The following is a 23,642-nucleotide window of genomic DNA, read 5'->3' as shown; positions in this document are numbered from 1 at the left end:
ACTCGCTTTTTGAATGAGTTGGATACATTGATCGTTTCTCATTTTGAAGCGAGCAGCAGTTTGTGACATTCAATACCCTGGAGTCGTCCTACTTCTGATAAACCATCTTTATCGTTTCGGCGAAATCCTTAGTTTCCATCCTGCACAAATATATTCCGCTTGCCAAGCCGGTCGCGCTCCATTGCAATCGGTGTTCGCCGGCAGGGACCTCTCCGTCAACAAGGGTCTCAATCGCCCGACCAGTGACGTCGAAAACTTTTAGGGTAACATGTTCGTTTCGAGGCAAATAAAAGACGATTATCGTCGATGGATTGAACGGATTGGGAAAATTGGCACAGAGCTTGAAGTCAGCAGGCTGTGTTGTATCGAGATTTGGTCGGACCGATGTAATCAGATTCGCCCCGTCGCCGACAATGTTGATCTCATTTAGCTGGTTTGTGCCAACACCTTTGTTGTTGAGAAGATAAAGATAGTTGTCGCACTCCGTGGATGAAACCCCGTTGTCCGTCAACGGTCCCGGTAACGTGAGAGTCGCTGCTTCGCAGTCCAGACCCATAACATTCGCGCCGATGCTGTCAGTCGCTACAGGGTCTTTTCCTGCCAAAAGCGCATGACTTTGAAACGGCACAAAATTTGGGTTCCAAGCTCCTTCGCCGCCTTTTGCGTTTTTTATTCCATCGACTACAGCAAGATGGACCGGCCGGGCGGCATTCAAATCACAAATAGTCTCGGGCAAATAATTCCATTCCGAGTCAGTGCCCGCTTGATGGTGAAGCCGTTCCCGCCGATAAGTGTAGCCTGGCAATTCATAGGATGATTGCGGCGTTGCCCCAACCTGATTCTTGAGCGAACATGTCAAACCTGCTGTGGCATGCTGCTTCAATTTCGGTACTGAGACATAGACATCAGTATCTCTTAAAATCTGATTCATGGTTAGAGACGGAAAATTAAAGTAGCTGCTGCCGGTGGAGATATTGACAAAAGTGCCTTTGCTGATGTCAACTAAGCCGCATCCCAGGGCATTCTTAACATCCACATAACCTTGAAAAGCGGAATTGCTGAAAGAGTCTCCGCTTCCCAGACTGTCCACTATGGTGATGTCGCTTGCAGTTACACCTGCATCAATGATCAGTTGTGCCACTGCTTGAACGACTACAGGATGACTCCACATCGCTTCCGTTATGGGAACACCTTTCAGCATTGAATTTCCTACATAGCCTGATCCGCCCGTCAAGTTTATCTTTATTACAACCTTCTTCCCAGCACTGAATAGATCGGAAATTCCTCCAAGCTGATCGAAAAGGTACTGCACTTTTTGTTTAACACCACCGCTAGCATCATCGTAAACATAGCTGTCGGCAGGCGTAGGGCCACTTTTCGGGTTGGTATTGGTGATCGCGACTGTTGCAAGGTAAGACGATGTACGCTTATGATTGTAAGCAAAAACTCCTGACGGTTTTAGGTATGGCACCACGAGCAGGCCTGCAGCCGCCGTGCCAACGTTCCTTATGAACCTTCGCCGCGAGGAATTCATTTCTGATATAATTTCATTCTCTTTCTTTTTCATGAACCCTCCTAAACCAGTTTCTCAAAAAGCCCGGATGAACTCTCGGAGATTGATTCGTCCGACTTATTTCGACAGCAAGCTGCGGTTGAGCTATTTCTGATAGACCATCTTGATTGATTCAGAGAAATTTCCTGCCAGCATCCTGCATATATATACTCCGCTTGCCAGTCCGGTTGCGTTCCAGTGTAAACGATGCTCACCCGGAGGAACGGATCCTTCCACAAGGGTCTCAATTTCACGTCCGGTAATATCGTAGATTTTGAGCGTGACATGTTCGGCTTTCGGCAAGTAGAAGACGACAATCGTCGACGGGTTAAAAGGGTTGGGGAAATTGGCGCACAATTTGAACCCAGCCGGCTGCTGTTCCTCCGCATTCGGACGAACGGCCATGGTCTTCCCGTCCCCGACGACGTTGATCTCGCTCAGCTGATTTGTGCCAACACCTTTTGTGCGCAGGAGATCGAGATAGTTATCGCATGCATTGACCGTCACGGTACCATCCGTCATCGGTGCAGGCAACGGAAGAGTCGTCGCCTCGCAATCAAGCCCCATCAGGTTCGCTCCAATGCTATCGGTCGCAACGGGATCCGTCCCTGCGATCAACGCATGTGTCGAGCACGGTGCAAATTTCGCACACCAGGAGCCCTCTCCGCCTGTTGCATTCATTATTGCATCCACCACGGCGAGATGAACAGGGCGGGCCGCATTAAGATCACAAATGGATTCGGGCAAATAATTCCCCTCTGTACCGGTGCTTGTCGCATGGTGGAGTTTTCCCCTACGTCCGTTGTCGCCCGTTATTGTATACAGCGATTTGGGAACAGTCCCGACCTGATTCTTAAGTGAACAAGTAAGTCCGGCAGCCGAATGTTGCTTCAATTTGGGAACGGAAACATAAACATCGACTCCCTGCAATATCTTGTTCATGGTTAAGTTTGGAAAATGGAAGTAATTGCTTCCGGTCGATATCTGCGTAATGTTGGACGCAGTTGTGTCATTCAGATCGACCACGTTACATCCCAAGGCGGTTTGTACTGCCTTGTAGCCGAAACTGTCATTGGAACCGAAGGGCGCTGTCGACCCCGAGCTCTGCCATCCCGTATCCCAGAGAGAATCCACGATGTAAAGGTCTCCAGGGTTAACACCGCAGCTGAGAATGAACTCGCCCACTGCCTGAAGAACTGCCGGATGAGTCCACATAGCCTGGATAATTGTATAACTGCCCAACGCCTTGCTCGTAGCGTTCCCCGAACCGCCGGTTAAATTTATTTTTATCGCAACTTTTTTACCGCTGCTGAACAAGCTGGAAATCCCGCTTAGTTGGCCGAGAAGATATTGCACCCTCTGCTTGACACCCCCGTTCGTGGCATCGTCATAAACGTACGTGTCGGCAGCAAATCCCGTTGTATTGGTGATCGCGACTGTTGCAAGATATGAAGCGGTGCTCTTATGGTTGTAAGCGAATACTCCGGATGGCTTCAAATATGGCACAACGAGCAAACCGGCGGCAGCTGTGCCGACCGTCTTAATGAATCTTCTTCTCGAAGGATTCGTTTCTTCCTGTTGTATCTCAATTTTTCTTCTCACAAAGCCTCCTAATTATCTTATGACGTTGTTTAGAAATTCAAAAGAACAAAATTGGACCCGATGACAACGGATGTATTTAAAGTTACATACTTTGTTAGTATCAATCCACTTACATTTGCTCAATCACTTTCGATAGTCTATATTGCATTTGCCGAATGCATTAGCCCGGGAAACCAAAATTGGCAAGCGAGATCAAAATGAAATCAGTTAGGATAATAATCTGCCTATCAGTGCTGCTGAAACTTACTTCTTTTGCGCAGGAAAAAAGTGTTAAACAAATCACGAACGGTGTTATCATAACCACCCAGGGTCTAAATGTAAAGGCTCAATTTTATGCACCAAACATCTTAAGAATCGAGAAGTGGTCAACGGCAGGCACTGACAAGAAGAAAAGCCTTTCAGTTATCATGAACCAGCCACAGAAGATAGAGGTTGGAAATCAAAAGCAGGACAGTAGTATCGTGATTTCATCGAGTCGCTTGAAAGCCATCATTTCACTCACAAACGGCGAGGTGAAATTTTCGGACACCAATGATAAGGAAATACTTGAAGAAGATGGATGCGGCATGGAACCGGTCCTCTACGGCACAGATTCTTCGTTCAACGTAAGACAGGACTTTAACGTTACTTCCGATGAAGGAATTTACGGCCTCGGCGCAGACCAGCATGGTTACATGAACTACCGCGGCGACACAGTCACATTAGTTCAAACCAACACGAATGCGATCACTCCATTTCTTGTTTCGGCCATGAACTACGGCATACTCTGGGATAATTACTCCAAGACTGTTTTCAACGACGACGGCAAGAAAAACATGTCCTTATGGTCCGATGTCGGGGACAACATTGATTACTATTTCATCGCTGGTGACAACATGGACAGCGTCATCGCGGGATACCGCATGATCACCGGGCGCGCGCCCATGTATGGCAAGTGGGCTTATGGATATTGGCAAAGTAAAGAACACTACGCAACTCGCGAAGAAGTATTGGAGATCGCGAGGAAATACCGCGAGTTGAAAATGCCAATCGATAATATCGTTCAGGATTGGGATTACTGGGGCGGCGCGAAGAACTGGAGCGGAATGTTTTTCGATTCGACGACGTACCCGCATCCCAAAGGGATGATCGATAGTCTTCATGACATGCATTTTCATTTCATGATTTCAATCTGGCCTGCCCTAGGACCTAATACCATGATCTATAAGGACATGGAGAAGCATGGCTTCCTTTATTCGCCGATAGGTTGGGGCGGGTTTAAATATTACGATGCGTACAACCCGGGTGCGAACAGACTTTACTGGAAGTATTTGAAGAACGGCCTGCTGTCAAAGGGCGTCGATGCACTATGGATCGATTCAACCGAGCCTGATCTGATCAATGCCAACAATGTCGGTTCCACAGAATACGAAATGAAACGAGTCGGGAATAATTATCTGGGAACATGGGCAAGATACTTGAATGCATTCTCGCTCGCGATGACGGATGATTTGTACTCGACATATAGAAAAGAGTTCGCGGACAAGCGCCTCTACATACTTACGAGATCGACATATGCCGGCCAGCAACGAAATGCAGCCACAACATGGACTGGCGATATAGGTGCAGACTGGAAGATTTATCGCGACCAGATTTCAGCAGGTATTAATCATTGTATGGCAGGTATCCCCTACTACACATTCGACATCGGAGCATTTGTGCTCGGAGCATACGGCGGCGTCTTCAACAGAGGCGGGAAGGATCCGGCGTACCAGGAATTCTACGCGCGCATGTTCCAGTTCGGTGCGTTCAGTCCGATATTCCGCGCACACGGCTCGGAAACTCCGCGAGAGATCTGGGAATTCGGCGAATTCACAGAGCCTATGCTTGAGTTCGACAACCTGCGCTACCGACTCCTTCCCTATATTTACTCGCTCGCATGGGAAGTCACGAGTCAAGGATATACCATGATGCGCGGACTTCCGATGGATTTCGAATCAGATAAAACGACCTATGGCATTGACAACCAATTCATGTTCGGCCCATCAATCATGGTTACACCCGTTACAGATTGGATGTATTACCGACCTCCTGAACAAAGCGTTCTGATCGGGCCGGAATACTTTAAGACAAATGACGGCAAGGCGGGCATACTCGCAACATATTGCAGCGATAGCAAACATATGATCGTGACAAAGCAAGAAGTTGAACCGGACATAAATATTAATTGGTATTCCACAGGAAGACCGAGCTATGTTACAGATTCTTCATTCTCGATAAGTTGGGAAGGAAAACTAATCCCGAAAGAGACCGGCAAGTATCAATTTCACTTGAGAAGCTATGATCGAAAAAGGATCATTCTTGATGGTAAACAACTTCCGATAGTCTATACCAGCGTCGAGCAATACACTGACACCGTAGCGTTGACAGCCGGAACAGAGTACAAATTTGTGCTTGAAACCGAAAATGCAACTCCAGGTGCGGCCCACATGGAACTCTACTGGAAGACACCGTCGATATTTGCCAAGGAACAAATCCATGAAGACAGGCCGAAGGCTGCGAAAGTCTATTTGCCGAAATGCGACGGCTGGTTTGACTTCTGGACCGGCAAAAAATACGAAGGCGGCCGGGACGTCATTGCTGACGCGCCCATCGGCAAGATTCCACTTTTCGTGAGGACAGGTTCGATTATTCCCATGGGACCGTTCATGCAATATTCAACCGAAAAGTTTGCCGATCCTATCGAGCTCCGTGTTTACACAGGTGCGGATGCGAACTTTACTCTTTACGAGGATGAGAACGACAACTACGATTATGAAAAGGGAATTTACTCCACGATCGAATTTAAGTGGGCTGATTCCACGCATACTCTCACAATCGGTAAACGCCAAGGCAAATTTCCAGGAATGATGAGGACGAGAACATTTAATATCGTGGTCGTCTCGCCGAATCATGGAACGGGAGTGGATACTACGGAGAAGGCTGACAAAGTTGTAAAGTATGATGGCAGGAAGAAAACAGTGGCTCTTTACTAAATGATCAGAATTAGGCAAAGGTGACAAACGCTTCAACAGGTTCTCAATCCTAGCTAGGATAGAAGGAGAAATGAAGATAGGACGTCGCTCTATTCCTGGGATAATCTGCGAGTATCTATTTCATCTCGTCAGCCAGGAACTCAAATTCGCCTTTCATCTCCTTGTTTGCTTCTTGTGAGCGGAGCTGGACTCTCCTGATTTTCCCCGAGATCGTCTTGGGCAAGTCCGTGACGAACTCAATCCGCCGCAGCCTTTTGAACGGTGCCACCCTTGACTTGACGAAATCCAAAACTTCTTTCGCCGTCTCCAGCGAAGGTTCGAATCCCGGAGCGAGAGTCACATATGCCTTAGGAATAAACCCGCGGATAGGATCGGGAGCAGGAATGACCGCCGCTTCGGCAACGGCCGGCGATTCAATCAGCACACTTTCGATCTCAAAAGGACTGATACGATAATCCGAACTCTTGAATAAGTCATCTCCCCTTCCCACAAACCAGAAGTATCCTTCCTGATCACGCGTCGCGACGTCGCCGGTTCTGTAGTACCCACCCGACATAACCGTCTTCGTTCTCGCTATGTCATCCGCATAATTAATCATCAATCCCAACGGACGCGGATCAAGACTCATTACAATTTCCCCTTCGTCGGACTCCGCACCGTCTGCATCGAGAAGCTCAATTCGATATCCCGGCGCGGGCCGTCCCATCGCTCCGACTTTCACGATTGAGCCCGGCATGTTCCCGATCTGGAGAGTCGATTCGGTCTGACCGTATCCATCCCTGATCGTGATTCCCCAATCGGTCTTGACCTTCATGATCACTTCAGGATTCAACGGCTCACCCGCGCTGACCAGCTCGCGGAGGGATTCAGGCTTCTGTTTTAGATCTTCGAGTATCAACATTCTCCACACGGTAGGAGGAGCACACAGAGCATTCACTTTGTGCTTCCTTAGTATCTCAAGAAATGCCTTTGGAATGAACCTCGCATATTTGTAGACAAAAACTCCGGCTCCTGCGTTCCACGGAGCAAAGAAGGAACTCCACGCATGTTTTGCCCAACCGGGCGAGCTGATGTTCATGTGAAGATCTCCCTCGCGGGCGCCGAGCCAGTACATGGTCGATAGATGTCCTATCGGATAAGAACCGTTCGTATGGAGGACCATCTTGGGTTGGGCCGTCGTACCGGATGTGAAATACAAGAAAAGAGTATCGGTGACTTTGGTTTGTACATCGGGCTTGTATGTTACAAGCGAACTGTATGCATTCTCACAAGGAATCCAATTGTCAGTCTTGGGGCCGACGACAACCTTCACGAATTCTCCTTCGATCCCGTCAAACTTCCCGACGTTTTCGGGTGTGGCAATCACCAGTTTCACTCTTCCTCTTCGTATCCTGTCCTGGATGTCGTTCTTAGTGAGAAGGAAGGACGAAGGAATCAGGACGGCACCGAGTTTTATCGCCGCCAGCATGACTTCCCAGATTTCCGGCTGGTTGTCGAGCATGAGCAATACCCTATTTCCCCTGCTCACACCGAGACGTTTCAAGAAGTTGGCGACCCTGCTGGATCTCTCCGACATTTCCGCAAACGAATACTTCCACTCGGACCCTTTTTCGTCCACAATCCACAGCGCAGTACCATTATTGCCTTCCGCGTAACTGTCAAAATAATCTATCGCCCAATTAAAGTTCTCTATGTCCGGCCATTTAAATCCGTAGTACGCCGACTCATAATCTTCCCGGCGAGTTTGCAGGAATTCACGAGCCTTGAGAAACTTGTCAAGTTCAACTGTCATTGCGGAACCTCCTTAGATTTAGCTATGCTGCGGAATACCATAACGCTCTTAAATTGCATTCCCAATCGCGGAAAAAACTTCTCTCTCATTAACTGATTGAGTCACGGCAGCCTTGAAAAAAGTCTTTCACTTCTTAGATGGTACGTTTTGCTCAACGAAGCAACGATCAAAATTTATCTTGTCAGGTGGGCGAAATCAAGCATATTATTTCCTCTGACTGGGAATTTTGTCTGAAAAGAGAATGTGCGTAATTTTATGATTGATTTGCCAATCAAAAGTCTATGCAAGTAATCCCGGCACTATTCTCAAAAAAGGGAGACTCTAAATGAAGATTCAAGAATCAAAGATCAAATGCGGTCCATCGCTCTATGGCTTTTTCATCACCTCGATATCGTTACTGATCCTCAGTTCCTTCTCTTCCGCACAACAACGGACGTCGGAACTCTTCATCAAAGACTGGCACTTCAACCTCGGCGATGTGCAAGACGGACAGAACCCGGGCCTGGACGATTCACGATGGAGGTTGCTCGATCTGCCGCACGATTGGAGTATCGAGGGACAATTCAGAAAAGACAATCCAGCAGGAGTCGGTGGAGGCGCTTTGCCTGGCGGCATAGGATGGTATAGAAAGACTTTTCTCGTTCCAACGTCCGACAAAGACAAGCTGACCTTTATTCAATTCGACGGCGTGTACAGAAACAGCGAAGTCTGGATCAACGGTCACTATCTGGGCAAACGTCCTTATGGATATTCCTCATTTCAATATGAACTTACGCCGTTTCTTAAATACGGAAATGATAAGAACGTGTTGGCGGTGCGCGTGGATAATTCTCAGCAGCCGAACTCGCGGTGGTATTCAGGTTCAGGAATTTACAGGAACGTATGGCTTGTGACGACCGGAAAAGTATTCGTGGATCATTGGGGCACATTCATCACGGCGTCTGAAGTCACCGGGCAATCCGCAAAAGTCGCAGTTAAGACAAAAATCAGAAATGCATTACAGCAAAACGAAACGATAACCCTGACCACCATATTGACGGATGGAAGCGGCAAGGAAGTGGCGACGACAAAATCAGATGTCGTCATCCCAAAGGATTCCACTTATGAAGTCGCTCAGAGTCTTGGCATTGAAAATCCCGAACTGTGGTCGGTCAACAACCCGGTCTTATATGATGCCATTACGACGGTAGAATCCGAGGGTAAGATAACTGATAAATATGTAACGACATTTGGAATTAGAACGTTTACATTTGATAGCGCAAAGGGATTCTTTCTGAACGGCAAACACCTGAAAATCTTGGGCATCTGCGACCACCATGATCTGGGGTGCCTCGGCTCAGCGATCAACACACGCGCTCTGCAGAGGCAGCTTGAGATTTTGAAATCGATGGGATGCAACGGACTAAGGACGTCTCACAATCCTCCTGCACCCGAACTTCTCGACTTGTGCGATAAGATGGGTTTCATCGTGATGGATGAAGCTTTCGACATGTGGATGAAAGGAAAAACAAAATACGATTACCATCTTGACTTTGCAGAATGGCATAGGAGAGACATCGAGGACATGGTTCTGCGCGACAGGAACCACCCGAGCGTTTTCATCTGGAGCATCGGAAATGAAATCGTCGAACAGTGGGACCACAAAGATAGCAGTGGGGACTATATTTCCAGAGAATTGGCCGGTATAATCCGCAGTCTCGATACGACGCGTCCGATCACCTCAAATTGTAACGATCGGACTCCGGACAATCCTTTGATACGGTCGGGCGCCCTGGACATGGTCGGCTTTAGTTACGGCCAGGACGAGTACTCACTCTTCCCGGCTAAATTCCCCGGCAAGAAACTTATCGGTTCCGAGACCACCTCAGCGCTGGAGACACGCGGTCATTACGACATGCCTTCCGACAGCATTAAACGCTGGCCGATCCGCTGGGACTTACCGTTTACAGCGGGCAATCCCGACAACACGGTCTCCGCATACGACAATGTCAGCGCACCATGGGGCGCGACGCACGAAGAGGCATGGAGTCTCGTGAAGAAATATGATTTCGTATCGGGAATGTATATCTGGACGGGCTTCGATTATCTCGGCGAGCCAACACCTTATGATTGGCCGTCCCGCAGCTCTTATTTTGGCATCATGGACCTCGCAGGTTTCCCAAAAGACGTTTACTATATGTATCAGGGTGAGTGGACAAACAAGCCCGTGCTGCATCTTTTCCCGCATTGGAACTGGAAGCAAGGTCAAACGATCGACGCCTGGGTCTACACAAATTGCGACGAGGTCGAGCTGTTTCTCAATGGCAAGTCGCTCGGAACAAAAAAGAAAACCGGTGACGAGCTGCACTTGATGTGGCGAATCACTTATGAACCCGGAACACTGAAGGCAGTAGGACATAGAGGCAATGAAGTCATGACAGACTCAGCCGTAACGGCCGGGCAACCCACGAAAATTGTCCTGGAGCCTGATAGAAAAGTAATCACTGCCGACGGAAGAGACCTTTCATTCGTAACCGTGAAGGTTCTCGATGATAAAGGAACATTGGTGCCTGGTGCGCACAACTTAATTCATTTTAAGATTTCAGGCGAGGGCAAAATAGCGGGCGTTGACAACGGCTCCGAGACGGACCACGATTCGTTCAAAGCAGATTACCGGAGAGCATTTAACGGTTTAGCACTCGTAGTGGTACAGTCAACGGAGAAGAGCGGACAAATCAAACTCGAGGCAACATCGGATGGTTTAAACGGATCAACAGTCGTGATCGATGCAAAGTAAATCTTCAGATAGTTTGAGAACTGAAGTTCGAGCGAGAAGCCCGGCGAGAGTAACCGGGCTTTTTTATCTTAAGTGCCGTTTTGTTTACATTCGTACATAGTCTCCACACCGTGCGGATCAGTGTTTAGTCAGGCCCAAGACTTGAAGACACACAGTTGCTTTATTCTTAAGTGGTGATTACTTTACGGTTGCAAAGACAGCTGAAGGATACTAAAGGGGGAATTTTGTATGTGGTTGCACCCCCGCCTCATGTCAGAGCTTGTCGAAGATCGTGGCAGTCTTTGAAGCAACGCTTCAGGAGAAATGGTCGTGAATTCGCAAGAAAAAGTCAGGCAATCTAAACGCAGGTCGCAACCCTACCCCACCAAGGTCATCGAAGCCTTCTTCAATCAAACCATCGTTTGCCTCTCCATCCTGGACACACGTTACAGAATTGTCCGGCTAGATGAAATGTTAGTCGCAGAAATCGGGAAAGATGTCCGGAATTGTATTGGGAAGCGTTTCCTTGATTTCTTTTCAACTTATGAGAATGAACTCATTGTCACAAAAGAATTCCTTGATGAAGCGATACGAACAAGAAAGCCAGTTCAAGTTACGCCTAGACCGCACTTCTCTGCCAACAGGGCCGAAAACGGAGTGACCTACTATGATTGGATGGTACAGCCAATTCTTGATCGAAAGGGCAGAGTCGAATTCTTATTAGTATCATTCCCGATGCTAGTCTGTGAATTAAGCAGCCTCATCATTCTTGCAGTCAACAACGCATTTGCCGCGCATTATGGATACAGCAAGGATGAAGCTTTGTCACTCCATCTTACCGATTTGTATCCGGACACTGAAAAGAAAAACATTATTGATCTCGTTAAGATACTGGATGGACACGTCTATGCCGGAGAGGACGTAGCGCAATGAAAGACAAATCTGCTGAAAAAATCCCATTAAAGGTGTTATATCTTGATGATTCACCTCAAGACGCGGAGATAATAAGCCAACTGCTTGCCAAGGCTGAATTTGATATCAGTATGGATTGTGCAAAAACTAAAAAAGAATATGTCTCGATGCTTCGCAGCCAGAAGTATGATGTCATTTTAAGCGACTTCAAATTACCCGGGTTCGATGCGTTCGGAGCATTGCAGTTATGCGCTGACATCTGTCCTCATGTCCCTTTCATCTGCGTTTCCGGATCCATCGGCGAAGAAATTGCGATTGACCTTATAAAGCAGGGAGCTGTCGATTACGTTCTAAAAGATCGATTAACGAGGCTTTCTTTAGCCGTTAAACGCGCTATCGACGAAGCAAAGGAAAAGGAATCACGACGCCACGCAGAGGAGCGGCTGCACTTGTCCGACAAGATCATGGAGAGAGTCAACTCACTTATCCTGATCGCCGATGCAAATGGGTGGATAACATATGCAAGCCCGTCTGTCAAGACGATCCTCGGTTATGAGGCGGAAGAGATTCTTGGCAATGGCTGGTGGCTTCTGACTCGCCGGGATTCCCAAGGGCAAGAAGAGGCAAGAATGCAGGTAGCAAGGGCAGCTAGCGGGGAGATCGCCGTCCACGAGAATCCTTATGAGACAGAGCTGCGGTCAAAAAATGGTGAAGTACGCTGGATTCTCTGGCAAGACGCAAGAGGCATAGACAAGGAACTCATCGGAGTCGGCCAGGATATCACCAGACGCAAACGTGCAGAGGCGGATCTGCGTGAAAGTGAGGGGCGCTACCGGACACTGGTTACACTCTTGCCTGACGCTCTCTTCGTGAACGTCGACAACCGAATCGCGTTTGTTAACACGGCGTTCTGCAGGCTGCTTGGCGCTGACGACCCAAAACAACTAATCGGGAAACCGGTATTGGAGCTTATACATCGTGATTACCATGAGAAAGTACACGAACGCATAAATCAAACATTGGCCGGTCAGCCAGTGCCCCTACTGGAGGAAAAGTACGTTCGGCTGGACGGCACCCCTGTTGAAGTTGAGGTAGCTGCCGCCGTCATCGATTGGCAAGGATCCAAAGCATCCCAAGTCATCGTGCGGGATATCTCCGGGCGCAAACGCGCTGAAGCTGCTCTTCTTGAAAGTGAAGAGAAGTACCGCGCCTTTTTTGAAAACAGTATGGATGCGATTCTGTTAACGTCGCCCGACGGGAGCATTCAGGCCGCAAATCCAGCGGCATGCAAGATGCTGGGACGAACTGAAGCAGAGATCCGCACCGTTGGTCGTGGCGGTCTGGTTGATGTAAACGACCCGCGATTGGAGAACCTGCTTGCAGAACGCGCGAGGGTAGGAAAAGCATCCGGCGAGTTAACCATGTTTAGAAAGGATGGCTCTCCTTTTCCCGTCGAAATATCAAGTGCATTGTTCCGGGATAAGCAGAATAATGCTCATACCAGCATGATCATCCGCGATATTACCGCCCGAAAGCTGGCAGATGAACAACTGAAGCGAAACGAGATCCAGAGACGCGAGCTGGAGCGCGAACTCGTCCAGGCACAAAAGCTGGAAGGTCTGGGCACCCTCGCGAGCGGCATCGCCCACGATTTCAACAACCTGCTTGGCATTATCATGGGACATGCCTCGATGCTTCAGGGATTGGATGTCCCGGCAAATCAGAAGAAGAACATAGATGCAGTTTTGAGGGCAACTTCAAGAGGGGCCAGTCTGGTGAGACAGATGCTAACCTTCGCAAGGAAGACTGACGTGCTCATCGAGTCCGTTTCGCTCAACGATCTTGTCGGTGAGGTTATCAAGCTGCTGCGTGAGACATTCCCCAAGACGATCGCGGTCAAGACTCTTCTTGCCCAGGATCTTCCATTGATCGAAGCCGATGCCACGCAAGTTCATCAGGTTATGCTCAATCTGTGTGTGAATGCGCGCGATGCAATGCCAAACGGCGGAACTTTAACAATCACCACTCGTCGTGAATCAGGAGAGGCTTTGAGCGGCAGACACCCGAAAGCTACCGCCAAGGATTATCTTGTTCTCGGGATCTCGGACACGGGCGTAGGAATGGACGAGCAAACGCAGGGCCGCATCTTTGAGCCTTTCTTCACGACCAAAGAGCATGGCAAAGGAACCGGTCTAGGTCTATCGTTGGTCTTCGGGATCATGGAGAGCCATAATGGATTTGTCACTTTTCATAGTGAGCTTGGCAGAGGAACGACTTTCCATTGCTGCTTCCCTGTGCCTGACGAGACGTTGGAACTCCCGCGAGTTGAGGAAGCAACGACAGGCGAGGTCCCTGGCGGCGATGAAACCATCCTCGTAATCGAAGATGAAGAATTGCTTCGAGAACTACTGAAAGAAATTCTTGAACCGAAAGGCTATACAGTACTGGCGGCGGAAGACGGAGAGAAAGGAATTGCCGCCTATCGGAAACACGGGAAAGAAATTGCGTTGGTGATCTCTGATCTCGGATTGCCCAAGTTCGGCGGCGATGAGCTTTACCGCAGGCTCATTAAGGAGAACCCCCATGTCCGTGTGATCCTTTCAAGCGGTTACATAGAGCCGGGAATGAAAGCAAAGATACTCAAGGAAGGAATAAGAGACTTTATACAGAAACCGTATAATCCGACTGATATACTGCGCGCCATACGCCAGGCGCTAGAAGGCGGATGACTAACTGCGAGCCCTCAATCCGATAAAGGCGCGAAAACTGTATTCATACCGGAGCAAACGAGACAATGACTCCCACAACAGCAGGGAGGCGATGAAGTGGCGCTCGGTTTTGCCATATCTTCAGCGGTTTTTCGCTCTCCCTGTAAAGTACGCGATCAGGTTGTACACGACGCCTATGATCACGAGGTAGAATGCAAAATTGATGAGCGTGTCGCTCGCCGAATGAGAACGGCTGCCAATCTCCCTGAACTTGTAAACGGCGTACACCACCAAGCCTGAAAAGATAAGCCAGCCCGGCAAAGAAATGGGAATAAATGAAATCCAGACGCGTCTGAACCATGGTAGTCGCATATCACTCCAATTTACGAATAGTATATCATTATGACAGCACCGTCAAGACCTTACTCAATTCACCCTGCGCGGTTTGCTTCTTCCTGAAACCGGTTCTTCAACCGCATCAATTTGAAGGAGACTGCGGCCACCCATAATACCACCAAACCGATAAACAGGCGCTCGAAAAGCCCGTAATAACCGCTGCGGAAGCAAGCGAACTGCACGAGAAGAAGTACCACTGAAAGTATTCCGAGCCACAAGGCACTTCGTCCCGCCCTCACTCTGCCGAGCGATACCGAAAGGAGTATTTCTCCCACGGGCGCGCAAATGAAGGCCACGAGTGCGAGCAATATGTGCATTGTGCCATGAAATGTAAGATGGGGCATTCCCATGGTGTCGGTGTTGAAGACACCTAGCAGGAACGAGCCAACGCTCCAAATACCAAAGAAGATTGTTCCTCTGATTCTCCGGCTCAACCCTTTCACGCTGGATCGGATCGCCATGATGACGGAGAATGAGAGGATTCCCCTGACAAAGAAATTTATGTTCATGATGCAGCCGTAAGGGCCGATGGCGAGAAGACTTTCTGCCTCTCTGAATGCGCTGTAATACGGCGGGAGAAGCTGTACCACTATGTCCAGGACAACATAAATGATCGTCCCAACAATCGAGATCATCGCCCAATTTCTTGCTGCCAGGGGAAATTCATTTTTCATTTATGTCCATGCCTTCACAAAACATCACAGTCACTCCAAGGGAAGAATCGAAGAATTAACCTATCATCAGTTTCCTGCTTACCCACCGCGCGAGACAGGAAGCATCACTTTTCTTTCGTGAACAAATAGCTTCCGCCGGCCTGCTTCAAAGTAAACTCGCTCGCCGTCGAGTCGAAATGTATCACTATTCCCGCCTGCCGAAATTCGAACTCGTTCTTCTCCGTCGCTTCGAGCGGGAACTGCGATTGCCCGGTGGCCTGACCTACTAATGTAGAATCTGTCTTCGTGAAAGTTATCTTCAACGGATGCAGCTTGCTTGAGTAAACGCCCAAATATTTGTCCAGGTCTTCCGACTTCAAAGAAATAAACGATGGCAATGTGTAGTCTTTGTTGAAATAAATACTCAGCACGCCGATCAAGATGTCGTTCATCGGATATACCTGTCCATTTGTACAATAAGAAACAGCTAAACTTTCTTCCGGAAAGTAGGAGAGGGTCGATGCAAACCCATCTATGCCGCCATTATGTCCAAAAGCCCTTCTCTCGTAAAATGGAATCTGGAACATTCCCATCCCCCAACCGTCCGTGATATTCTTCATTTGATCTATACTGCTCTGCGATACCAGCTTCAACGAGAAGAGTGCCTCGATGAATTTGGTTAAGTCAGCCGGCGTCGAAACGATTGATCCCGCACCACCTGGAATGCTCATGTCGGTTTCCGGTGCATGAGTCCAGCTCCCTGAGAACTGGTATGAACAGCTCTCATCCTTTGCGACTTCAATTTTTCCTCCCACGTAAGTGTTTACAAGCCCTATCCTGGACGTGATCCGCCTCGAAAGAATTTGCGAATAGGATTCGCCGGTGATCTTTTCAACGATGTATCCTAGAATGAAATAGTTCGAGTTGCTATAGGAAAATTTTTCTCCCGGCTGAAAGTCGGGACCGTGTTTGGAGATAAGTGACAGAATGTCGTCTTCAGTTTTGGGTTCTGTCCTCCAGGTCGTGTAAGCGGGATCGTCGGTGTAACTATGTATCCCGCTGTTATGATGAAGGAGATTCGCGATGGTTATCTGTTTGGCATTGGGAATTGAAGGAAGAAATTTATCCAGCGTCGTCGCGAGTGTAAGCTTCCCTTCCTCGATGAGCTGAAAGATCATGGTCGCAGTGAACATCTTGGTGATCGAGCCGATCCTGTACTTTGTGTGGACCGTGGCAGTTTTTTTCTCATTGTCGGAGATGTAAGCATAACCGATCGCCCTGCTGTATAACAAGACTCCGTTCTTTGAGATTGCCACGCTTCCCATCGCCTTGTTCTTCAGAGCCAATGTATCGAACAGGGAGTCGAGCTTGGGTTTATTGATGCTTTGGGGATATGCGATCCCGATGAATGAAATGGTTATAAGGATGACGATGGAGATTCTGGTTTTCATTTTTGCTTCCAGCAAGTTTTCTCTGCGCATTAGATGGATAAAGTTATTGCCTGTTTTCATCAGACACAAGCATCATTCAATATTGGCAGCGATTGCTTTTTGTCTCCTGTCACTGTCCCGTAATCTTCCTGTAACTCTCACAAGCCTGCTCGCAACCTAAGTCACATGCAGTCTTCAGATCCTGCAGCGCTTCTTCATTCCGTCCCAACTGGTGATAGCAGTATGCCCTCCCCACATAAGCATTGTAATATTCCGGTGTGGCTGCGATCTCGGCAGAATAATCGGTCGCCGCATCATCATACTTCCCCAGCTGCATGTTAAGCCATCCAAGATTGCTGTATGCATCGAGGTATCCGGATTTCAAAGAAAGCACACGGCGGAAGTCCGAGATCGCGGAATCGTAACGGCCGAGGTACCTGTAACAATAACCACGCGCGTAATAGTTTAAATAATTAGACGTGTCCTCCTCTACCGCAAGATCAAATTCAGACAGAGCCGTCTCGTTCTCATTGCTCGTCTTCATGATGCGAAAACCTTTCGACCGATGGAAGTTTGCATCCGATTTCGTCCCGCAAGCAAGTTCATAAGCCTCTTTGACGTTGCTGTCAGCAGGGCTGATCGCCAGAGCTTCCTTCGCGGTCTCATGCGCCTGATCGAGATCCCCGGAATAAAACAACGCGTATACTTTTGAGCTGAGAGTCCACGGATCTTGAGGCGACAATTGAAGGGCGTGATCGTAGTCCATCAGTGCCTGGTCGTAATTCTCCAAATCGTAATAACAATCTCCGCGGCGTTCATAAAAGACGGCGCTTTCTCCGTACGATATTGCAGTATCAAGCTTTTCAATCGCGGAGGCATAACTGCTGTCATACTCTAGATTCCACCCCTCATCGAAAGCAACATACCCTTGCAGCACTTTAAGTCGTGGATTTAATGAAAGGTATCGGATACTTTGTTGTGCCAGCAGATCCATTTCTTCATGAGATCCTCCCCACCGCGGCAAGAGGCTCCACATATATGACTTCCATATATTGAAGCTCGCAGGATAGACCTTCAGGGCATTATCGAAGATGGCTCCAGTAAGATTTTTGTCGCTGTAGTGCATACTGATAGTGATGAGGGCGTCGTAGCAAGGAAGGTTGAGCGAGTCGATCACCAATCCATGGCAGGCATCCGACCATGCCTTTTCGAAGTAGTTTTGCATTCCGTTCCAATGTTCCTCGGGAACGTTTCGAGCCCAATCATATCCTCTGATGCTCCAGCCAACCCTCGTGTAGAAGATGGCGCGTGAGGCGTATGCATTTGCGCATTGCGGGTACTCACGAATCCATTCGTTCAGATACTTCTCGACCGAAGTGTCGGACACATCAAACGTGTCGAACGCACGCCAAAAATATTCTTCATGCAGTGTGTCTTTCTCGAAATTCCTCGCGAGGCTGTCGAGCTCGCGCATGAGAGACTCATACGAGCCGTTTCGAAGCATTTTCATGATCTCGAGTTTGTCCGGACCAGGTATCGGTGGTGAGCTTTTGACAGTGCCGGCCGAGGGTGGTGATCCCTGGTTACGCGAGCACGAAACAATCAAAAGACCGAAAGACAATATTGCCAATGCGAAGAACTTCATAGAGCGCCTCCCTGCAAGATTATTTTCAAAAGCTGTACAGACCTGGCAGACTTTTCTAAGGTAGCAATATTCTTCTGTCATGTCAAATCGTCCATCCATGGTCTTCGTGCACGGATCGCCGCGTTGTGACCTCGGGCGTCACTACTCGCCATGACAGATGCTTTCACAGAGGCTAATCCATGAAGATCCCCTCTCTTAGCAATTTGTCACGAAAATGGAGACACGTCCGCCGTGTAAGAAGCGCAAAGTATTGGAATTATACAAGACGTTTCTATTATATTCTTCGGAAATTTTTATGCACGCGAGTCAGAGTCTACGGTGAATTTATTTCAGCAAAAGAGGTTCAAAAAAACTTTCATCATGAAAATAAAATTCCATGTTACGATCCTTCAAGCGGCATGTTTTGCGATAATCATCCAGCTGAGCTCATGCGCGCCATTCATTACAAAGACCGAACCGACGAACACCGGTATCATCGACGCCGATAATCCGAACATTCAGTACATCGGCAGATTCGATTTTCTCAATCCAAAGAAAGTTGCTTTCGATTGGGCTGGAGTTTACATCTGCGCAAAGTTTACTGGTACGGGCTGCTCTCTGAGACTGCATGATAGTACGGATGAATACGCAATTATAATAGATGACCACGCGCCGCGACTCCTCACCACGGACAATGCGGAGGTCTACCATCTCGTGTCCGGACTTGCCGATTCGGTGCCTCACACGATAATGATTCAGAAGAGAACCGAGCCGCTTGTCGGAAGGGGTACCTTCATGGGATTCGTACTTGATAAGGGCGCGACACTCCTGCCACCTGACAGGCGTCCTGACCGACGAATCGAGTTCATAGGCAATTCTATAACGAGCGGTTACGGCGTTATGGCAGATTCATCAAACTGCCATTTCACTCCTCAAACCGAGGATGCATGCATGTCATACGCTTCGATCACTGCAAGAGAATTGCACGCGGATTACCATTTGATTTCTTATTCAGGAAGAGGCGTCGTACGAAATTACGGCGACAAAAACAAGACGTCGGTAAATCCGATGCCTGCGCTTTACGATCGGATTTGCTATTCCGATTCGACCTCGACATGGGATTTCACGAAATGGGTTCCACAAGCGGTGGTCATCAATCTCGGGACCAATGATTTCTCAACCGAACCACACCCTGACAGCACCGTTTTCGAGGAGGCGTACTGCCGATTGATCGACCGTGTACGCGTGCTTTATCCGGGCGTCACCATCTTTTGCGTAACCGGTCCGATGATCGGTGAACCTTGTACGAGGTACGTTCGTGAGCTTGTGAAGGCTCAACAGGAAAAGGAAACTGGAGACAGGGATGTATTCTTTATCGAAATCCCGCGGAGTATGATGAATGACAACGACTGGGGGTGCGAGCTACATCCGAATGTTTACGGTGCGAACAAAATGGCTGGCATTGTCGTACCGATGATAAAACTCAGAATGAACTGGTGAGATTCATGTCGGGATTGCCACATCGTGGCGTCTGGTGCCGCTCATCGCGATGACGGGCCAAACACACACATCATTTCGGTTGTTGCCTCTGGAATCCACGTTTAACCAGCGGGGTCAGTTCCGTAATGAATGAGAATAGTTGTCACTGATTGCCTTTCATTCAAACAAATCTCCCAGCGGACCCACATCCACTCTTTCTGCAAATTTTCCCATCTCTGGAAAATACTTGAGGATGGTGGAGGGAACGCGCACCGTCGGATCTCCGCGAAGCCGCCTCACAAGCTCCAGCGCGTTCACGACCGCTTTCCCGAGCGGATGGTTGTTCATGATCAGATACATTCTTTCGCAGCGTTCCTTGACTTTATTCAATTTTTCTTCGATCTCGTCGAGCTCGGAGATATTGTAGAGGTAATTGTAACGGGCGTTTCTATCCTCGTTGTCGTTCCTCTTTCCTGCTCGAAGGGCTTCACGCCCCGCCTGCCATGTCTCCGCGTTTCGACCGTGCATGCGCACGTATCCGATCTTCCCGAGCACGTCGGCATCGAAGCCGATCATGCCATTGAGCTTCGGCTGGTCTATCGCGACGACATTGACGCCGTTCTGTTTGTAGAATTCCTTCGCCCGAGCCGTGTACCATGATGTATGGCGAAGCTCAAAGAAGAGCGTGTAATCGCGGAACATATCGATGATCAGGGCAACATATTCCTCCGCCTCTTCATTTTCCCTATAATATTCGGAGAACTGGACGAGAATCCCCGCAAGTTTCTTCTGTTCCACGAGCGGCGAAAGGAATTCAATGACGACGCTTCTGTTGTTGAGAAACTCTTTATCTTTCTGGCGGCTGCCGTGGGTGAATTGCTGGAACAATTTTACGATGAAAACGAAGTTGGGGTTTTTCTTCACTTCCGCGAGCCACTTTTCGGCGGTGCTCGGCGGGAAATGGCGATAGAAGGTGCTGTTGATCTCGACGCAGTCGAAGAAGTCGGCGTAGAACTTCAGCTCCGAGAACGCTTTCTCCTTCTTTTCCGGATAGAAGGGGCCGTACCAATCGGGGTAGCTCCATCCTGCAGTGCCAGCGTAGATTTCCATGGTGTCGTTCTGAATATAATTAACTCTCTCGTCTCTGCACAAGACCGTGAAGGGAGCGATGACGTGTGCCTTTCAGGTACGATGTATCCCCTTCAACCACAATCCCCTGCGAAGGGAGAATTGAAAAGGGTTTTAGAATGCTGAGAACAAGAACACCTTTGAGCGGATACTCTTTCTTCCCAACCAATAGAAAAGAAGGTACAAAAGAAAGGACGAAGGCGAGAGAGAAAATTGCATCAAGAGGAAAATCTTTGAGAGCTATCTGAAAAAGTATGACAGCAACACAAAAAGAAAGGCGACTCCATTTCTTTTGGGAATCGCCTTATGAATCTCATGAGTTTGAGAATTAAAGTTACTTCACGAGCATAACCTTCTGGGTCTGGATGACCATATTGCTACCATCAGCAGGTCGCGCTACGAGCCTTATGAAATAAATTCCGCTTGAGAGACGTGAGCCGTCGAAAGTTGCGGAGTAATACCCCGCTTTCTTCGTTCCGTCTGCCAGTGTCGTTACCTCGCGACCAATTGCATCATAGATCATCAGCTTAACACGGCTATCCTTAGGAACCTGATAGTTGATGTTCGTCGTAGGATTAAATGGATTTGGATAGCTCTTGACCGAATATTGAGACGGGATATTCGATGTAACCCGAACCGGTCGTGGAGATTTCATAGACCAGTCATGTAGTGGAGAGTACACAGACTTGTCATAATACGCTGGGCGATCGAAGACACTCGTATCAGCAACGATGTTGACAGGATAAGTCTTGAGGAAATATACAGTATCCCATGTGGAGGTGCTGGAATTGAAATATTTGAATTTCAATTTGAGACTCACGCCTATCCCATTGTAATACGGACTTGGGCCCTCCGCGGTTGGGACTCCGCAAAATATATCACATGGCTGGCCCCATTCCCAGCCCGCAATACACTCATACTGGTACTTATCAAGCACAAACTGTATGTATGCGCAACTATCCACGGGGTGGTAGCCCGCTGTCTGCGGACCATAATTCGTGTCAAGTATTGCAAAACTTGCATTCACCAAACTCAATCCAGAACATGGATTATACTGGATCTGGATTGGATCGAGTCCGACGTCGAATGGACCGAAAGCTTCACCACCAAAACCGCTGGTCATAACATCCTCGGGAAGATTGCAGTATCTAAGAGTGGGTTCCGTAGTCACATTGAAAATGCCTAATGGATTATTGTACAAAACATTTTCGTTTGGACCTATCGCGGCAGACGATCCAGGAAGAGGAATATTAATACCCGAAATAGGATACACGGTCTTTGAATCTCCACTAAGAGAAATAGTCCCTTTCAAAGTAATCGGGGCCGGAGCAGATAGCTGATTACCTTTTCCACTTCCCGTAAGAATTCCAATAAAGTTGGTGGCAAGGCCTGCTATCTGTCCGATGCCAGGGATCAGCGCGGGAATACCTCCGCCTATAGTCAAAAGGTCGCTTAACGCCTGTGTAGCCCAACCTTTGGTAAGTTGTTTATCAATACCCTTAAGGTCGGTCCACAACGTGGTGTCATTTTTAACCTCTTTGGACACCCACCCTAATGCCGAATTAATGTCGCTTAATGGGCCGCCTCCCCCGCCTGATGTCTGAAGACTTAGCGAATTCGCGGTACCGCCGATGATGCCGTTCAATGATAGACCTCCACTTATTGTCAAGTGGGTCGTATCAACTCCGAATATTTGGAAATTCAGGTTGCAGTACTTTTGGCTAATATAAGGATCATATCCCAGGAGCTTGAAATCGGCAAAACCCCAATGGTTATGTACCAATTGCGTGATCACGCTAAGGTTGTCCTGCAGGTCCTGGCCCCCTTTATATCCGTCTGAAAATTGCGGCACACCATTGTTGAATGTGAATAGAGGGGTCGCGTTTTCTCCCGTAATTGTCAAATTGACCATGCCGTAGTTCTGATAACTGAGCAGGTAGTTCCAGAAGAAAAATCGGAGAACTCCGGTGTACCGATTGTACAATATGAAACAGGGACAATCACTAAGTGCCAGGGATGCAGTCGTCCCAAAGTTTTTAAACACAAGAGTCCAGCCTTCAGATTGAAGGAAATCAATATTGCCAAGAGAGTATGCCCCTTCTCCGATGTTCATGTAAGGCGGGTATGGTGAGTTGTCAAACCATGGTAATTTAGTGCTGTAAGGAAAAGGACTGGCACCACCGTAGTAGAGGTTACTGGCCAGGTCCGTCGTCCAGTCCCAGTTCAATATTGTTATAGTCATCGTGAAAACTTGTCCCACGGTACCATAGCCGTCGGTATATCTCACAGCAACTGTGTGAGTCCCCGGCGTAGAGAAGGCATGATAGCATTGCGGAGTATAGGTCGGTAACTCGTCAGTGAACCCATACCCTGCATTGTAATCAAAATCCCATCCCCAAAAAGGTGTTCTTCCACCGGTATTGCCGAGCGGTGAGCTGGCACTTGCATCAAACAAAATAAGATCTCCCACATAATATGTTCCCGGTTGGTACGTGGCCGAGGTTGTGCATGTCGGTCCCCATGCTTCGGCGTTCGTATAAAACATCGCAACCGAAAGTAATGCGAAAATAAAAATATTAATTCTGTTCTTCATTTTC

General features: G+C 48.3%; 14 protein-coding genes. 5 read left to right on the top strand and 9 right to left on the bottom strand.

Annotated features, from left to right (window positions below; genetic code table 11):
- Positions 1-88: 88 nt before the first annotated feature.
- Together VLX91_03555 and VLX91_03550 are read right to left on the bottom strand one after the other, a co-directional pair.
- The gene (locus VLX91_03555; protein HUI29269.1) at positions 89-1,567 is read right to left on the bottom strand and encodes a DUF362 domain-containing protein; all 1,479 of its coding nucleotides are present in this window, start codon (positions 1,565-1,567) and stop codon (positions 89-91) included.
- Between the two features lie 90 nt (positions 1,568-1,657).
- Positions 1,658-3,154 carry a DUF362 domain-containing protein gene (locus VLX91_03550; protein ID HUI29268.1) on the bottom strand — a complete coding sequence of 499 codons (1,497 nt, stop codon included), beginning with the start codon at positions 3,152-3,154 and terminating at the stop codon, positions 1,658-1,660.
- A 197-nt stretch (positions 3,155-3,351) separates the two neighbouring features.
- Here VLX91_03550 and VLX91_03545 point away from each other — a divergent pair, with 197 nt between their 5' ends.
- Positions 3,352-6,168 carry a TIM-barrel domain-containing protein gene (locus VLX91_03545; protein HUI29267.1) on the top strand — a complete coding sequence of 939 codons (2,817 nt, stop codon included), beginning with the start codon at positions 3,352-3,354 and terminating at the stop codon, positions 6,166-6,168.
- 115 nt (positions 6,169-6,283) lie between these two features.
- Here the strand turns inward: VLX91_03545 and VLX91_03540 are convergent, their stop codons facing one another.
- Complete coding sequence (locus VLX91_03540) at positions 6,284-7,960, bottom strand: AMP-binding protein (GenBank protein ID HUI29266.1); 1,677 nt, start codon at positions 7,958-7,960, stop codon at positions 6,284-6,286.
- A gap of 325 nt (positions 7,961-8,285) precedes the next feature.
- Between VLX91_03540 and galB the strand changes: the two genes are divergently transcribed.
- The 3 genes from galB to VLX91_03525 all read left to right on the top strand — a co-directional run bounded on the left by galB (position 8,286) and on the right by VLX91_03525 (position 14,356).
- Positions 8,286-10,736: a beta-galactosidase GalB gene (gene galB / locus VLX91_03535; protein HUI29265.1), complete on the top strand. Its 2,451-nt coding sequence runs from the start codon at positions 8,286-8,288 to the stop codon at positions 10,734-10,736.
- 309 nt (positions 10,737-11,045) lie between these two features.
- Positions 11,046-11,648, top strand: coding sequence for a hypothetical protein (locus VLX91_03530; GenBank protein HUI29264.1), 603 nt, complete (start codon positions 11,046-11,048; stop codon positions 11,646-11,648).
- Positions 11,645-14,356: a PAS domain S-box protein gene (locus VLX91_03525; protein HUI29263.1), complete on the top strand. Its 2,712-nt coding sequence runs from the start codon at positions 11,645-11,647 to the stop codon at positions 14,354-14,356. The genes VLX91_03530 and VLX91_03525 overlap by 4 nt, the downstream gene beginning before the upstream one ends.
- 120 nt (positions 14,357-14,476) lie before the next feature.
- Here VLX91_03525 and VLX91_03520 read toward each other — a convergent pair whose 3' ends face one another.
- The 4 genes from VLX91_03520 to VLX91_03505 all read right to left on the bottom strand — a co-directional run bounded on the left by VLX91_03520 (position 14,477) and on the right by VLX91_03505 (position 18,459).
- Positions 14,477-14,707, bottom strand: coding sequence for a hypothetical protein (locus VLX91_03520; GenBank protein HUI29262.1), 231 nt, complete (start codon positions 14,705-14,707; stop codon positions 14,477-14,479).
- A 59-nt stretch (positions 14,708-14,766) separates the two neighbouring features.
- The gene (locus VLX91_03515) at positions 14,767-15,405 is read right to left on the bottom strand and encodes a DUF998 domain-containing protein (protein ID HUI29261.1); all 639 of its coding nucleotides are present in this window, start codon (positions 15,403-15,405) and stop codon (positions 14,767-14,769) included.
- Positions 15,406-15,509: 104 nt separating this feature from the next.
- Positions 15,510-16,835 carry a serine hydrolase domain-containing protein gene (locus VLX91_03510; protein ID HUI29260.1) on the bottom strand — a complete coding sequence of 442 codons (1,326 nt, stop codon included), beginning with the start codon at positions 16,833-16,835 and terminating at the stop codon, positions 15,510-15,512.
- A gap of 109 nt (positions 16,836-16,944) precedes the next feature.
- The gene (locus tag VLX91_03505; protein ID HUI29259.1) at positions 16,945-18,459 is read right to left on the bottom strand and encodes a tetratricopeptide repeat protein; all 1,515 of its coding nucleotides are present in this window, start codon (positions 18,457-18,459) and stop codon (positions 16,945-16,947) included.
- A gap of 360 nt (positions 18,460-18,819) precedes the next feature.
- On the opposite strand from VLX91_03505, the gene VLX91_03500 reads away from it, so the two are divergent.
- Complete coding sequence (locus VLX91_03500) at positions 18,820-19,938, top strand: SGNH/GDSL hydrolase family protein (GenBank protein HUI29258.1); 1,119 nt, start codon at positions 18,820-18,822, stop codon at positions 19,936-19,938.
- Positions 19,939-20,094: 156 nt separating this feature from the next.
- Here VLX91_03500 and VLX91_03495 read toward each other — a convergent pair whose 3' ends face one another.
- Positions 20,095-21,027: a DUF72 domain-containing protein gene (locus tag VLX91_03495; protein ID HUI29257.1), complete on the bottom strand. Its 933-nt coding sequence runs from the start codon at positions 21,025-21,027 to the stop codon at positions 20,095-20,097.
- 352 nt (positions 21,028-21,379) lie between these two features.
- Entirely contained in the window at positions 21,380-23,638 is a 2,259-nt protein-coding gene (locus VLX91_03490; protein HUI29256.1) for a T9SS type A sorting domain-containing protein, read from the bottom strand.
- Positions 23,639-23,642: the final 4 nt, after the last annotated feature.

This window comes from Candidatus Acidiferrales bacterium, from assembly GCA_035515795.1.
Taxonomy (GTDB): domain Bacteria; phylum Bacteroidota; class Ignavibacteria; order Kryptoniales; family JAKASW01; genus JAKASW01.
Note: the sequence above shows the minus strand (reverse complement) of the source record. Positions and strands in the feature narration are given on the sequence as shown.

Coding starts and splice junctions, on each gene's coding strand:
- VLX91_03555 (HUI29269.1), bottom strand. CDS start 1,567: ATGAAAAAGAAAGAGAATGAAATTATATCAGAAATGAATTCCTCGCGG.
- VLX91_03545 (HUI29267.1), top strand. CDS start 3,352: ATGAAATCAGTTAGGATAATAATCTGCCTATCAGTGCTGCTGAAACTT.
- VLX91_03540 (HUI29266.1), bottom strand. CDS start 7,960: ATGACAGTTGAACTTGACAAGTTTCTCAAGGCTCGTGAATTCCTGCAA.
- galB (HUI29265.1), top strand. CDS start 8,286: ATGAAGATTCAAGAATCAAAGATCAAATGCGGTCCATCGCTCTATGGC.
- VLX91_03525 (HUI29263.1), top strand. CDS start 11,645: ATGAAAGACAAATCTGCTGAAAAAATCCCATTAAAGGTGTTATATCTT.
- VLX91_03520 (HUI29262.1), bottom strand. CDS start 14,707: ATGCGACTACCATGGTTCAGACGCGTCTGGATTTCATTTATTCCCATT.
- VLX91_03515 (HUI29261.1), bottom strand. CDS start 15,405: ATGAAAAATGAATTTCCCCTGGCAGCAAGAAATTGGGCGATGATCTCG.
- VLX91_03510 (HUI29260.1), bottom strand. CDS start 16,835: ATGAAAACCAGAATCTCCATCGTCATCCTTATAACCATTTCATTCATC.
- VLX91_03505 (HUI29259.1), bottom strand. CDS start 18,459: ATGAAGTTCTTCGCATTGGCAATATTGTCTTTCGGTCTTTTGATTGTT.
- VLX91_03500 (HUI29258.1), top strand. CDS start 18,820: ATGAAAATAAAATTCCATGTTACGATCCTTCAAGCGGCATGTTTTGCG.
- VLX91_03495 (HUI29257.1), bottom strand. CDS start 21,027: ATGGAAATCTACGCTGGCACTGCAGGATGGAGCTACCCCGATTGGTAC.
- VLX91_03490 (HUI29256.1), bottom strand. CDS start 23,638: ATGAAGAACAGAATTAATATTTTTATTTTCGCATTACTTTCGGTTGCG.